This is a genomic window from Stappia taiwanensis (assembly GCF_014635285.1).
In the GTDB taxonomy this organism is placed as follows: domain Bacteria; phylum Pseudomonadota; class Alphaproteobacteria; order Rhizobiales; family Stappiaceae; genus Stappia; species Stappia taiwanensis.
Window position 1 is genome coordinate 643,361 of record NZ_BMCR01000003.1, and the last position, 13,813, is coordinate 657,173.

General features: G+C 66.2%; 12 protein-coding genes. 7 read left to right on the plus strand and 5 right to left on the minus strand.

Features of this window, described 5'->3' with window-relative positions:
- Nucleotides 1–181: 181 nt before the first annotated feature.
- Both IEV83_RS10350 and IEV83_RS10355 read left to right on the plus strand, forming a co-directional pair.
- Nucleotides 182–2,260: a putative bifunctional diguanylate cyclase/phosphodiesterase gene (locus tag IEV83_RS10350; RefSeq protein ID WP_181760371.1), complete on the plus strand. Its 2,079-nt coding sequence runs from the start codon at nt 182–184 to the stop codon at nt 2,258–2,260.
- Between the two features lie 184 nt (nt 2,261–2,444).
- On the plus strand, nt 2,445–4,652 hold the full coding sequence (locus IEV83_RS10355) for a bifunctional diguanylate cyclase/phosphodiesterase (RefSeq protein WP_181760370.1): 2,208 nt from the start codon (nt 2,445–2,447) through the stop codon (nt 4,650–4,652).
- Here the strand turns inward: IEV83_RS10355 and IEV83_RS10360 are convergent.
- The gene (locus IEV83_RS10360; protein ID WP_181760369.1) at nt 4,637–5,050 is read right to left on the minus strand and encodes a tellurite resistance TerB family protein; all 414 of its coding nucleotides are present in this window, start codon (nt 5,048–5,050) and stop codon (nt 4,637–4,639) included. The genes IEV83_RS10355 and IEV83_RS10360 overlap by 16 nt on opposite strands.
- A 238-nt stretch (nt 5,051–5,288) precedes the next feature.
- On the opposite strand from IEV83_RS10360, the gene IEV83_RS10365 reads away from it, so the two are divergent.
- Nucleotides 5,289–6,953, plus strand: a complete 1,665-nt coding sequence (locus IEV83_RS10365) for a lysine--tRNA ligase (protein ID WP_181760368.1) — start codon at nt 5,289–5,291, stop codon at nt 6,951–6,953.
- Between the two features lie 33 nt (nt 6,954–6,986).
- Nucleotides 6,987–7,724 (plus strand): SGNH/GDSL hydrolase family protein, encoded by a 738-nt coding sequence (locus IEV83_RS10370; RefSeq protein ID WP_181760367.1) that lies wholly within the window; start codon nt 6,987–6,989, stop codon nt 7,722–7,724.
- A gap of 21 nt (nt 7,725–7,745) precedes the next feature.
- Here IEV83_RS10370 and IEV83_RS10375 read toward each other — a convergent pair whose 3' ends face one another.
- Together IEV83_RS10375 and IEV83_RS10380 are read right to left on the minus strand one after the other, a co-directional pair.
- Complete coding sequence (locus IEV83_RS10375; RefSeq protein ID WP_181760366.1) at nt 7,746–8,732, minus strand: thermonuclease family protein; 987 nt, start codon at nt 8,730–8,732, stop codon at nt 7,746–7,748.
- Nucleotides 8,733–8,753: 21 nt separating this feature from the next.
- Nucleotides 8,754–9,455 (minus strand): S24 family peptidase, encoded by a 702-nt coding sequence (locus IEV83_RS10380; protein WP_181760365.1) that lies wholly within the window; start codon nt 9,453–9,455, stop codon nt 8,754–8,756.
- A gap of 188 nt (nt 9,456–9,643) precedes the next feature.
- Here IEV83_RS10380 and IEV83_RS10385 point away from each other — a divergent pair, with 188 nt between their 5' ends.
- Genes IEV83_RS10385 through arsC form a run of 3 tightly spaced genes read left to right on the plus strand, consistent with a single transcriptional unit; the run spans nt 9,644 to nt 11,444 of the window.
- A complete protein-coding gene (locus IEV83_RS10385; protein WP_181760364.1) occupies nt 9,644–9,991 on the plus strand; it encodes a DUF952 domain-containing protein in 348 nt (115 codons plus the stop codon).
- The gene (locus IEV83_RS10390) at nt 9,985–11,100 is read left to right on the plus strand and encodes a quinone-dependent dihydroorotate dehydrogenase (RefSeq protein WP_181760363.1); all 1,116 of its coding nucleotides are present in this window, start codon (nt 9,985–9,987) and stop codon (nt 11,098–11,100) included. Before IEV83_RS10385 ends, IEV83_RS10390 begins: the two co-directional genes overlap by 7 nt.
- Nucleotides 11,097–11,444, plus strand: a complete 348-nt coding sequence (gene arsC, locus IEV83_RS10395; RefSeq protein ID WP_181760362.1) for an arsenate reductase (glutaredoxin) — start codon at nt 11,097–11,099, stop codon at nt 11,442–11,444. The genes IEV83_RS10390 and arsC overlap by 4 nt, the downstream gene beginning before the upstream one ends.
- 17 nt (nt 11,445–11,461) lie before the next feature.
- Here the strand turns inward: arsC and IEV83_RS10400 are convergent, their stop codons facing one another.
- Both IEV83_RS10400 and betB read right to left on the minus strand, forming a co-directional pair.
- Nucleotides 11,462–12,259: a pyrroline-5-carboxylate reductase family protein gene (locus tag IEV83_RS10400; RefSeq protein WP_181760361.1), complete on the minus strand. Its 798-nt coding sequence runs from the start codon at nt 12,257–12,259 to the stop codon at nt 11,462–11,464.
- A gap of 74 nt (nt 12,260–12,333) precedes the next feature.
- The gene (betB, locus tag IEV83_RS10405; RefSeq protein WP_181760360.1) at nt 12,334–13,797 is read right to left on the minus strand and encodes a betaine-aldehyde dehydrogenase; all 1,464 of its coding nucleotides are present in this window, start codon (nt 13,795–13,797) and stop codon (nt 12,334–12,336) included.
- Nucleotides 13,798–13,813 lie beyond the last annotated feature (16 nt).

Below are 13,813 nucleotides of genomic sequence, written 5' to 3' on the forward strand. Positions count from 1 at the left end.
AACTAGTCATTGCAAATTGTGTCGATGCATTACTTTCACATTCTCTTGAGCTGAGAGGCCGCTATTCAAAATCCGGGTTTCTATTATGTTTTTTATAATACCTGAGGTTTAGTCTGGAAGGCGGTTTCTGGCGCTCAAGGGGGGCTGCAGCCTGAGTGGTGAGCCATTGATGGTGAGGACAGTGGAAGTTGCCCAACGCGACAGCGGCGCTCGGTCGGAACAACCCGATCTGGCGTTCGAGACGGCGTTCAACCGTTCGCCCGTCCGCATGTTGTGCTGCGACCGTGAGTACATCATTCGCCATATCAACGAGGCCTTTCTGCGCCATGAGTCCTTTCTGCGCGAGGAGACCCTAGGTCGCAGCGTTGCGCAGGTGTTTGGCGAGGCTTTCTTTCGCTCCCGCAAAGCGGCGCTCGATGTCACGCTCGCCGGCCAGCCCCAGTCTATGCTGGAATGGGGGACACGCCGGGCCAGCCGTGGCCGGCTGCTGCGGATCCGGCAGGAACCGGTGCTTGCCCCCGATGGCGATGTGACCGGCGTGGTGCTGATGATCGAGGACACCACCGCCCTGCACGATCTGGCCAGCCGGGTCTCGATGCATGACGAGGTGTTCCGGCAGAGCTCCGAGTGCATGGCGGTCATCGGCTGCAATTTTCGCTACCTTTGGTCCAATCCGGCCAATGCCGCCTCCTGGGGGCTGACCCATGAGGAGATTATCGGCCGGGATCTGGTGTCGGTGATCGGTGAGAAGCATTTTGCCGAGCTGGCACAGGAGAAGCTGTCCGCCTGTTTCGCCGGGGAAACGCTTCAGTACGAGTACGAGCACATCGCTCCGGACGGCAAGCGGATCTTCTATGAGGTCCGGTTGCAGCCGTTTCGCGAGGACGATGGCAAGATCAAGGGGGCGGTGGTCAGCAAACGGGACGTGACCCGCGCGACCATGATGGCCCGGCAGCTCCGGCGCCAGGCCAGCGAGGATTTTCTCACTGGTCTGGCCAACCGTTATGCCCTGGAGGAAGAGTTGCGCGCCCGGCTCAAGAAGTGTCTGGCAAAGGGCGAGGACGACTGGACCTGCATGCCGGCACTGATCCTTGTGGATCTGGATGACTTCAAGGCGGTCAACGATCTGGGCGGACACAGCGCGGGCGACGCGCTGCTGAAACAGGTGGCCGGATTGCTGCGCGCGGCGGCCGGCGAGCGGGCTTGCGTGGCGCGGGTTGGCGGGGATGAATTCGCGCTCGTGCTCAGCGTTTCCGGCAGGGCGGAGGCGATCGCCATCGGCAATCGCATCGTGTCGATGATCGATATGGCCGGGTTCAACTGGGAGGGAACCTATTACGCGGTTGGTGCCAGTGTCGGCATTGCCATGCTGGACAAGGACATGACCCGCCCGCTCACCCCCACGGTCTTCGATGTCATCAACTGGGCCGACAAGGCCTGTCTGGTGGCCAAGGAAAAGGGCGGCGCGCGGGTGTCGTTCTACCATCCCGACGACAGCGAGATGGTGGCGCGGCTGGAGGATGCGGGCAATCTCCGGGTCGTGCAGAAAGCCTTGCAGGAAGACAGCTTTCAGTTGTTCACCATGCCGGTGATGCCGATCGACGGGCGCAGCCTGCCCTCGCGGGAAGTGCTGTTGCGGATCGTCGGCGAGGATGGCGCGGTTCTGTCGCCCGCCTCCTTCATCGCCTCCGCCGAGCGGCACGGGATGATGAGCCGTGTCGACCGCTGGGTGGTGACGACGGTGCTCAGGCGGCTGCGCCGCTATCGCGAGCGGGTGCGCTTCAGTGTCAATCTGTCCGGCCAGTCGGTCGGCGATCCCCGCTTCAAGGCCTTCCTTCTCGATGCGCTGGATGCGGAGGGCGTCGGCATCGACCGGCTCTCCTTCGAAATCACCGAGACGGCAGCGGTCCGGTCCATGGAAACGGCCCAGTCCCTGATCAAGGCGCTGCGCGCGCGCGGCTGTGGCATCATTCTCGACGATTTCGGCTCAGGCCTGTCCTCCTTTGGTTATCTGCGCCAGTTTCAGGTCGACATGCTGAAGATCGACGGCGCGATCATCGGCGAGATCGTTGAGGATCAGGTGCAGCAGACCATCGTCGCGGGGATCGTCGCGGTCGCCGAGGCGATGAATGTCAGCGTCATTGCAGAGTATGTGGACAGCGAGGAGGCGATGATGATCCTGCAGCGCCTCGGCGTTCACTTCGTTCAGGGCTATCATATCGGCAAGCCGGAGATCTGGGAGGAGGCACCCGGGGGATGAGCAGGGGGAGGACAGCGGCAGGAACTCGGCGCAGGGCGGGGAAGGGCTGACCGTGGCGGAGCGTTTTTCGGCACCGGGTTCCACGTCGGAGGCTGCACAAGGTGTGGCCGGGACGACGTTTGGAAAGGAAGCCCGGGCGGAAGACGCGGCGTCGCCTTCTTGCGCGCAGGCGCAAGACACTCCCGTGCATGAGGTCGGCGGCGGGCCTCTGGTTCAGCCGTTTTCCGCCGATGTGGCCGCCGAGGGACCGGTTCCGGACTGGCCGCTGAGCATCGACCGGCAGACCTTGCGCAGCGCCATCATCGACCTGACCCGGGATGGCATTTTCGTCTGTGACCGGCAGTACCGCATCTGGGAAATCGATGACGCTTTCGTCGGCGTCGCCGGCCGGACGCGCGCCGAGATCCTCGGCCATACGGTCGCGGAAGTGCTCGGCCAGGAGGTGTTCGAGCTGCGCAAGCCGTCGATCGACGCGGCTTTCGCCGGGCGGGCCTCGCAGGTGCGCGGCAATGGCTTGCGGCCACCGACCAGGGGGCGGGTCTGGGAGGTCTACCATCAGCCGGTGTTCTCCCCCGGTGGGCGTATTGAATGCGTGCTGATCTCCGTCCGCGACGTCACCCAGTATCAGCAGCTCGACGACCGGCTGACCATGTATGAGGAGATCGTGCGCCAGACCTCCGATCGGGTTTCGGTGATCGGTCTCGACTACCGTTACAAGCTGACCAACAGGGCCAACGCCCGGTTCTACAAGCGCAAGGTCAGCGAAATCGTCGGCTGTCACGTGCGCGACCTGATCGGCGCGGAGCGGTTCGAGAGCCGGGCGAAGGCCAATCTCGATGCCTGTTTTTCCGGAAAGTCACTGGAATACGAGCACGCGCTCGAGCAGGCGGACGACAAGGTCATCTACCTGCATGTGCGCATGGAGCCATACCGGGAGCGGGACGGAAGCATCTCCGGTGCGGTGGTGGTGCTGCGCGATGTGACCGCCGCCAGCCTGCTGGCGCGCAAGTTGCGCCGACAGGCGCGTGAGGATGCGCTGACCGGGCTGGCCAATCGCTACGCCCTGCTGGAGACTCTGGAAGGCTGCCTGGAGCGGGTGCAGTCCAGCGGCGGCAGTGCGGCTTTGATCAGCATCGACCTGGATGGCTTCAAGATCATCAATGATCGTGCCGGGCACAGCGCCGGGGACGCGCTGCTTTGCCAGATCGCCGACATGCTGCGCACCTTCGCCGAGGAGGAGGGCATCAGCCCGGCCCGTCTGGGCGGCGACGAATTCGCGGTGGTGTTGAAGCGCGCCACCCGGGCGGCGGCGCTCGATCTGGGCAACCGGATCCTGGCCAATCTAGTCTCCATGCAGTTCATCTGGCAGGGGGAACGCTATTCCGTCAGTGCCAGCGCCGGCATCGCCATGATCGACCACCGGAAGACGCAGGAAGGCTCCATCTCGGTGTTCGATGTGCTCAACCAGGCCGATCAGGCGTGCCTGTTCGCCAAGGAGGTCGGCGGCGCCCGGGCAATCGTCTACCGGCCCGACGCCTCGGAGATGGTGGCCCAACGGGTCGATATCGGCAATCTGCAGGTGATCAAGCAGGCGCTCGAACAGGACGCGCTTCAGCTCTACACCATGCCGATCAGGCCGGTCGCGGAGGGCGGGCGCGCCTTGCTGGAAGTGCTCTTGCGCTTCGTCGATGAGAACGGGCGGGTGGTCGCGCCGGCGGCGCTGATCTCCTCGGCCGAGCGTCATGGCCTGATGCCGCGGATCGACCGCTGGGTGGTGACGACGGCGCTGCGCCATATCGATGAGGTCGAGGCCGGCGTGACGTTGACCCTCAATCTGTCGGGCCAGTCGATCGGCGATCCGGATTTCAAGGATTTCCTTGTCGCCACGCTGGACGAGCGGCCGGAGGTTGCCCGGCGGCTGGCGTTCGAGATCACCGAGACGGCGGCGGTGCGCAGCATGGCGACGGCCCAGAGCCTGATTGGCGCGCTACGGGCGCGCGGATGCGGCATCATCCTTGACGACTTCGGCTCGGGCTTGTCGTCCTTCGTCTATCTGCGCCAGTTCCAGATCGACAGCCTGAAGATCGACGGCGCGATCATCGGTTCGGTGGCCGAGGACGAAGTGCAGCAGACCATCGTCGCCGGTATTGTCGCGGTGGCCCGCAAGATTGGCGTCGAGGTGATCGCCGAATATGTCGAGAATGCGCGGATGCTGGAGACTCTGCGGCGCCTCGGCGTGACGGCGGTGCAAGGGTATCACATTGGCCGGCCCGAGCCCTGGGTGACGGGCGCGGGCTTTCAGCCGCCCGCACCTTGTGAGGAAGGCGGGCGCGCTGAGGGGGATGATGAGGACGAGAACAGCCTGACGCGCCGGCCTCAGGCGGCGCGGTAGCGCGCCTGTGCGCCGCGCTCGATGGCGGCGACGGTCAGCTTGTCGAGATCGAGCGCATCCCGCAGCATCTGCAACAGCCGCAGCTCTTCCTGCTTGACCATCAGGTCGGCGACCGCCACTTCGACCGCGACCGCATAGGCGGTGTCACGATGCTTCTGCGGGACGCTTCCGGCGATCAGGGCAAGGGTTTCCTGCAGGCCGTTGTCTTCCTGCAGCCGGGCACCGCAGGACTGCGCGACCTCCAGCAGGCGCTCCTGATCGAAATCCTTGAACACGGGCAGGGTGCGGATCACCTCGCCCATGGACTGCAACTCCTTGTCGGTCATGCTGCTGTCGGCGGCCGAAACCATCACCATCACGTAAATCAGGGCTTCCTGGAGGCTAATTCGCTCACTCATGTTGCGGTTCGAGCCTTTCTTGACTTCAAGCATGGGACGTTCTGACGTAAGCCGGGGGGCGGGAGAGTTCAAGCATGTTCTGCCCGTCGCGGGCGGCATATCGGGACGGGGTGCTTTTTTTGCCGTTTCCGGTTTCGTTTGACCGGCGGTTGAATTAGTGTCCGCGCGCCCCCGCATGCGACCCTTGTGCCCGTGCCGGGTATTCCAGAACACTTTCAAACCGGATGGTCCAAGACCCATGACCTCACCTCAGTTGCCCCCGCTCGATCTGTCACGATCTGTTGTCGAGGCGGCCCGGGACTCCAAAGCCTGGCCGTTCGAGGAGGCGCGGAAACTGCTGAAACGGGTCGAGGCCCGGGGGCTGGACCGCCCGGTGCTGTTCGAGACCGGCTATGGTCCCTCGGGCCTGCCGCATATCGGCACCTTTGGCGAGGTGGCGCGCACGACCATGGTGCGCACCGCCTTCCGTCTGCTGACCGAGGACAAGATCCCGACCCGGCTGATGTGCTTTTCCGACGATATGGACGGGATGCGCAAGATCCCGGACAATGTGCCGGACAAGGCGTTCCTCGAGCCGCATCTGCACAAGCCGCTGACCGCGGTTCCCAACCCCTTCGGCGGCGACTATGCCAGCTTCGGCGATCACAACAACGCCATGCTGCGCCGCTTCCTTGATACCTTCGGCTTCGATTACGAGTTCGCCAGCGCGACGGAGTATTACAAGTCCGGCCGCTTCGACGCGGTCCTCCTGAAGGCGGTGGAGAAGTACCAGGCCATCATGGATGTGATGCTGCCGACCCTCGGCGAGGAGCGGCAGGCGACCTACAGCCCGTTCCTGCCGATCTCGCCGCTGTCCGGCCGGGTGCTTTATGTGCCGATGAAGGACGTCAATGCCTCCGAGGGCACCATCACCTTTGCCGACGAGGATGGGCGCGACGTGACCCTTCCGGTCACCGGCGGCAATGTGAAGCTGCAGTGGAAGCCGGATTTCGGCGCCCGCTGGGCCGCGCTCGATGTCGACTTCGAGATGTTCGGCAAGGATCACCTGACCAACGCGAAGATCTACGACAGCATCTGCGAAATCCTGGGGGGCACCGCGCCGGAGCATTTCGTCTACGAGCTGTTCCTGGATGAAAACGGCCAGAAGATCTCCAAGTCCAAGGGCAATGGCGTCACCATCGACGAATGGCTGACCTATGCCTCGCCGGAGAGCCTTGCGCTGTACATGTACACCAAGCCGCGGACGGCGAAGAAGCTGCACTTCGACGTCATCCCGAAGGCGGTGGACGAGTATTTCACCTTCGCCCAGAAATACGCGGCGATGCCGGTGGAACAGCAACTCGTCAATCCGGTCTGGCACATTCACTCCGGGCAGCCGCCGCGCATCGACATGCCGGTGCCGTTTGCCATGCTGCTCAACCTGGTGTCCGCCTCCAATGCGGAGAACAAGGATGTGCTCTGGGCCTTCATCTCCCGCTATGCGCCGGGGGTGACAGCAGAGACCCATCCCAAGCTCGATGAGCTTGTCGGCTACGCGATCCGCTACTTCGAGGACTTCGTCCGGCCGAACAAGACCTTCCACACGCCGGATGAGGTCGAGCTGGCCGCGTTGCGGGCGCTGGACGAGAAGCTGGCGGCCCTGCCGGCGGATGCGGATGGGGCGGCGATCCAGGATGCGGTGCTCGATGTCGGCCGTGCCATCGAGCGCTATCAGGATCCGAAGAAGAAGAGCCCGGACGGCGGTCCGGGGGTGTCGGTGGCCTGGTTCTCCGCGCTCTACCGGCTGCTGCTGGGGCAGGAGCGCGGCCCGCGCTTCGGCTCCTTCGTCGCGCTCTACGGCATCGCCGAGACCCGGGCGCTGATCGGCAAGGCACTGTCCGGCGAGCTCGCATCCGAGAGCTGACGACCGGGAACCGGATGAAGCGGGGAGGGGGTGATGGTGGATGTCGCTGCGGGGCTAAGCTGGATCGCCTTTCCGCTTTATGCGGTGATTGGCCTGCGGGTGCGCGGGCGCACCCCGCGCCTGCCGCCGGCGGCGGGCAGCCCTCTCGGTCTGGCCGGGGAGGCCGGAAAGCCGCCCACCAGGCTGTTGGTGATCGGCGATTCCTCCGCCGCCTCGGTCGGCATCGCCCGCCAGTCCGATGGCATGGCCAGCCGGCTGGCGGAGACGCTGGCGCCCCGCTTGGGCGGCCCGGTTGAATGGCGGGCCGCCGGGTTCAACTCGGCGACCGCCGGTTCGCTGCGCGACCATGTGGTGCACAATCTGGAGCCGGTGGTCTATAGCCACATCCTGATCACCGTCGGCTTCAATGACATGAAGAACTTCCACTCCGGACGCCGCTGGGCGAAGGAATTCGGCGGCCTGATCTATGCGCTGAAGGCGCGCTTCCCCGAGGCCCGGCTTTACTGGTCGCAGATGCTGGATCCGGCGGAAATGCCCGCCCTGCCGCCGGTGCTGGCGGCGATCCTGCGCCAGCGGATGCGCCTGTTCAACCGGCTCGGGGCGTGCCTGTGCGGCGAGCGCGGCGCGGTGGCGATCCCGCCGGCCGTGGGGCTTCCCCCGATCGGCTTCTGCCCGGATGGCATCCACCCCTCCGAAGCGGGCTATCTCGGCTGGGCGGAACATGTGGCGCCCTATATGACCGAGGACGGGCTGGAGACGCCGCAGGCGTAGCATCCCTTGCGCCGGTCGCGCTCAGTTCCCGTTGATCGGAGCCAGAGGGCCGCTATCCCATCCGGTGCCTTCTTCGGCGTCCACGGTGTCTTCCCCGTCGTCCTCACTGGTTTCCATGCCCGGGAACCAGGGCGTGTCGATGATCTCCACCGCATCGCCCGGCATCTCCAGTTGCGGCAGACCGGCGCCGTCTCCCGCCGGATCGGGTGAGGGCAGACGTGTCGCCGGCGCGACCGGACCATCCAGTTGCCAGATCCCTTTTTTCGCCGCCCGCGCCGCTGTGGCGGCCTCGGTGATTTCGGCCGGGGCGTCCGTGGCGGCCCGGGCCCAGCCATGCTGCGCCAGCCACAGGGACAGATCGATGTCGCCCCGGCGGCAGCGGGCGGTGATCGTGTCGCTGTCGCTGCCCGCGTCGCCGGCGGTGTTTGCGTCAGCCTCGGGCTCTTCCTCTGCCTCTGTCTCGCACGTGACGGTTTGTCGGCGGACGAAGCCGCGCAGCGCTGTACGGGCGCGCATGCCGCAAGGCCAGTCACCGCCGAGCCGCGAGGGGCAGGTTTCCTCCAGCCCCGGTGCGTCGATATCGGCAAGGCGCAATGTCAGCCGCTTGTGGCGCAGGGTACCCGCGTCGACGATCAGGGGGCGGCGGAAGGCAAGCTCGCTGGGAACGTCCGGTGGCGGCGGGCGGGTTTCCGTTCCCGCCACCCGCTTCAGCGGTCCGGAGACGGTCGGCGGCGGCAGGATCCCCGTTGGCGTGACATTGCGAATGCTGCTGGGGTGAGGCGCCTCGGGCAGGGATGGGCTTTCGGGTGCCGATGGGGTGTCTGGCCGGATCCCCGCCAGTTGATCGGCTGTGGGCGTGTCTGTCGGGGGCGTTGCCGCGGCAGACGTTTCGCCGGACGTCTCGGGGGACGGCGGCGCGCCGGTCAGCCAGGTGGCAAGCCCGGCAAGGCTTGCGGCCAGGGCGATGCCGGTGACGGTCAGCAGAAGGAGCGAGGCACTGCGGCGCATGAAACCACCTGTGTCGGGGCGTTACTGACTGGCCCAGATGATGCGGGCGATCCAGTCGATCTCGCTGAGACGGATCGTCGTTTTCGCGGCATCGCCTTTCGCGCCGCCGTCCAGCGACCGGGTTTCCAGGAGCGTTGTCGTCTTGCGCTGAAAGATCCGGACCGTCAGCTCGCCGCTGTGCGGTTTGATGATGATCCGGTCGCCGCGCCGCACCTTCGTACGGGGGGAGACCACAACGATATCGCCGTCGCGGTAGAGCGGCAGCATGCCATCTCCGGTCACCTTGAGGGCGTAGTCGCCGGTGCCGCGCAGACTGGGCAGCGGCACCTCGTTCCAGCCGGAGCCGAGCGGATAACCGCCATCGTCGAAGAAGCCGCCGGCCCCGGCCTCGGCGCTGGCCAGCAGCGGCACGGTCTGCGGCAAGGGCAGCGGCAGATCCTCCACGCCATCGGCGGTCAGGTCATCGGCCGCGACCTCATCGCCAGCTTCCGCGCCGCTTCCGGTGAGCGCGACGAACTCCGACAGGTCCGCCTGGGTGGCGCTGAGGATCTTGGCGATGGATTCCATTGATGGCCAGCGCGGCCGTCCGTCTCCGGCGGTGCGCTTGGAGGGGTTGAAGGTGGTCGGATCGAGACCGGCGCGGCGGGCGAGGCCGGAGGGGGTCAGCCCGTTCTTGCGGGCCAGAAGGTCGATGGCGCACCATACGCTCTCATGCGACAGCATTGTTCGGCTCCGGTTCGAAACTCCCGCGAAGGCGGCGCATCCGCTCTCAGGATATCCCCGTTTCGGTATATATTCCTAGATTGGCCAAACTGCCAGTCCGCGCCCGGCGTGCCTTTCGCCTTGTCTGGCGGGCCCAGCCCCTGTACTCCCACAACAATGCAAACCACGAATGTCGGGATGCTGCCAGCATGTCACTGATTTACAAGATTTCTCCAGCTCCGGCCTGGCGCGAGGCCGAAAGTCTGGGGCGTTTTACCGGTGCGCCGGTGGATGTTGCCGACGGCTTTATTCACTTTTCCACGGCTGCACAGGTTCGGGAGACGGCAAAAAAACATTTCCACGGTCAGGCGGATCTCCTGCTTGCCGCCATCGACGCGGACCGGCTCGGGCCGGCGCTCAAGTGGGAGCCCTCGCGCGGCGGCCAGCTCTTTCCCCATCTCTATGGCGCGCTTGAAATGAGCGCGGTGGTGTGGGTGCGCGAGTTGCCGCTCGATGCGGGCGGAGAGCACGTCTTTCCGGAGGAGCTGGAATGCTGACCCATCTGGCCGGACGTCTCGCCCGCAAGGCGCTGTTGTCGATGGATCCGGAGACGGCGCATGGTCTGACGATCAAGGGGCTGGCCAGCGGGCTGGCGCTGTCCTGCCCGGCGCCGCAGGATGAGCGCCTGGCAATGACCCTTGCCGATCTCACCTTCCCCAATCCGCTCGGCATGGCCGCCGGGTTCGACAAGAACGGCGAGGTGCCGGATGCCCTGCTGGCGCTGGGCTTCGGCTTCACCGAAATCGGTACCGTGACGCCCCGGCCGCAGGAGGGGAACCCAAAGCCCCGGATCTTCCGTCTTGCCGATGACCGCGCGGTGATCAACCGCCTCGGTTTCAACAACGCCGGCCATGCGGCGCTGCGCGCGCGGCTGATCGCGCGCCGGCATCGCGGCGGCGTCGTCGGCATCAACATCGGCGCCAACAAGGACGCGGCCGACCGGGTGGCCGACTATGTGACCGGGATCGAGACCTTCGCCGATCTGGCCTCCTATTTCACCGTCAACATCTCCTCGCCGAACACGCCGGGCCTGCGCGATCTGCAAGGGCGCGCGGCGCTGCGCGAGCTGCTTGCCCGGGTGCTGGATGCCCGCGACGGTGCGGCGGAAAAGCATGGGCGCTCCGTGCCGGTGCTGCTGAAGATCGCCCCCGATGTGGACGAGGCCGGGCTTGACGACATCGCCGCCGAGGTGCTCGCCGCACGGGTGGACGGGATGATCGTCTCCAACACCACGGTGGCGCGCCAGGGCCTGCGGGACAAGGCCACGGCGTCCGAGGCGGGCGGCCTGTCCGGCCGGCCGCTGTTCCGCCGCGCCACCGTTACTTTGGCGCGCACCCGCCAGCGGGTCGGCCCCAGCCTGCCGATCATCGGCGTTGGCGGCATCGACAGCGGCGAGAGCGCCTGGACCAAGATCACCGCCGGCGCAACGCTGATCCAGCTCTACACCGGGCTGATCTATCAGGGGCCGGAGCTGGTCGGCGACATAGTGGGCCACCTGTCCCATTGTCTCGACCGGCATGGGCTGGCCCGCATTGACATGGCGGTCGGCCGCAATGTCGATGCCTGGTCGCGGGCCGATCCCGAAGGAGAAGGAGATCCGGAATGAGCGTGTCGATCTGGCACAACCCGCGCTGTTCCAAGTCGCGCCAGACCCTTGAGCTGCTACGCGAGAAAGGCGTGGAACCCGAGGTGCGGCTCTACCTCAAGGACGCGCCGGACGCGGCGGAGATCCGCGCCGCGCTGACCGCGCTCGGGCTCACCGATCCGCGCGCGCTGATGCGCACCAAGGAGGCGCTCTACCGCGAGCTCGACCTGGCCTCCGAGACCGATCCTGACCGGCTCATCGCCGCCATGGCCGCGAACCCGGTGCTGATCGAGCGTCCGGTGGTCTTCAACGGGACCCGCGCCGCCATCGGCCGCCCGCCGGAGGATGTGCTCGCGCTTCTCTAGAATGCCGCGAGCGGGCGTCAGCTCATGGAGCGGGCTTTGCGCGCGGCTGCCTCCAGCCCTTCCGAGATCGCCTCGGCAATCGGCGAGGCGCGCATCTTCTCAAGTCCGGCGGCGGTGGTGCCCGCATAGTCGATCATTGCCTCGACATGCTCGCAGGGCGTTGGCGCCTCCTGTGACAGGATGGTGCCCGCGGACAGGAACAACTGACGGATGGCCCGGTCGGCGACCTCCGGGGCAATGCCCGCCTTCACGGCATGGTCGATCATGCATTCGGCATAAAACGCCACGAAGCCCGGAACCGGGCCCGTCATCGCCGTGAACTGATCGAGATGGGCCTCATTCGTCAGCTCATCGGTGAGACCGCAGGCGGAGAAGATGTCCTTCACCCGCGACCGGTCGTCCTGGTTCACCTCAGTGGAGGCCACCCACGGGCTGTAGGCGGTGCGAAGCCGGGCGGCGGGGCTGCTCATGGCCCGCACGACACGTGTCGCGCCAGTGAGGTCCCGCAAGCGCGCCAGCGTCACACCGGCCATCACCGAGATGACGAGCCGATCCTCGGCGGCGATTCGCAGATCGGCCACGCTGGCCGGCGGAACGGACAGGATGACCGTGCCGCAAGCGCGCGTCAGGGCGTCGGTGTCGCTGGTGATGGTGACTTCGGGATGGGCTTCGAAGCCCTTGCGCGATCCGCTCCGGTTGGAGATCCACAAGGCCTGCGGGGGCACGGCCCCGCTTTCCAGGAGCGCCATAGCGATGGCGCTGCCAAGCGCACCGCTTCCGCCAACGATCCCGATTTGCGTTGTGTCGCCCGTCATGCTCTCTCCGGTTCGCCTGTCTTGCCTTTGACCGGTCTGGACCCTAGCGAACCGGATCGGGTTTGGGCAGCGCCTCAATAGGCGCTTTCCACATCGCCCATCTCCACATAGACCGACTTGATCTGGCTGTAATGCTCGATCGCCGCGTGGCCGTTCTCCCGGCCGATGCCGGACTTCTTGTAGCCGCCAAACGGCATTTCGATGGGCGTCAGATTGTAGGTGTTGATCCAGCAGGTGCCGGCGTGCAGGGCACCGATCACCCGGTGGGCGCGGCTGATGTCGCGGGTGAAGACACCGGCGGCCAGGCCGAACTCGGTGGCATTGGCCCGGGCAATCACCTCCTCCTCGCTGTCGAAGTCGAGAACGCACATCACCGGGCCGAAGATCTCCTCCCGGGCGATGGTCATGTGATCGGCCACATCGGCGAAGACGGTCGGCGCCACGAACAACCCGTCGGGCAGGCCCGGCACGTCGAGCCGGCCACCGCCGCAGACAAGCCGCGCGCCTTCGTTGCGGCCGGCCTCCAGATAGCCCATCACCTTGTCGAACTGACCGGTGGAGACCAGCGGGCCGGTGTCGACCGTCTCGTCCAGCGGGTCGCCCGCCCGCGCCTTGGCGGTGCGCTCGGCCAGACGCTGCAGGAAACGCTCCTTCAGGCCGCTTTGCACGAACACCCGGGTGCCGTTGGAGCAGACCTGGCCACTGGAATAGAAATTGGCGTTGATCGCCGCCGAGACCGCGTTTTCCAGATCCGCATCGTCGAAGATGATCAGCGGCGACTTGCCGCCCAGCTCCAGGGTCACGTGCTTCAGGGTGTGGGCGGCGGTCTCCGCGACCCGCGTTCCGGTCGGCACCGATCCGGTGAGCGACACCTTGGCGACATCGGGATGGGAGACAAGCCGGGCGCCGGTCTCACCGAAGCCCTGCACCACATTGAAGACCCCGTCCGGCAGGCCGGCTTCCTTGAAGATTTCCGCCAGCTTCAGCGCGGAGAGTGGGGTCAGCTCGGAGGGCTTGAACACCATGGCGTTGCCGCAGGCCAGCGCCGGCGCCGCCTTCCAGCAGGCGATCTGGATCGGATAGTTCCAGGCGCCGATGGCGGCGACGACGCCGAGCGGCTCGCGCTTGGTGTAGGCAAAGGAGCCGCCAAGGTCGATGTGCTCGCTGGTGAGCGTGGCGGCGAGGCCGCCGAAATACTCAAGGCAATCGGCGCCCGAGGCCGCATCGGCGACGAGGGTTTCCTGCAAGGGCTTGCCGGTGTCCAGCGTCTCCAGAACGGAAAGGTCGCGGTTGCGCTCGCGCAAAAGGTCGGCGGCCCGGCGCAGCACCCGGCCACGTTCCGCCGCCGGGGTGGCCGACCAGACCTTGAAGCCTGTACGGGCGGCGGCGACGGCGGCATTGACCGTGGCGTCGCTGGCCCCGTTCAGGGCGGCGATGACCTCGCCGGTCGCCGGATAGCGGCTTTCCAGGTGGGGGCCGTCGTTATCGTCGAAATATGCGCCGCCGATGAAATGCGACGCGCTGGGTTGAGCACGCATGTCCGTCCCTTTCGGT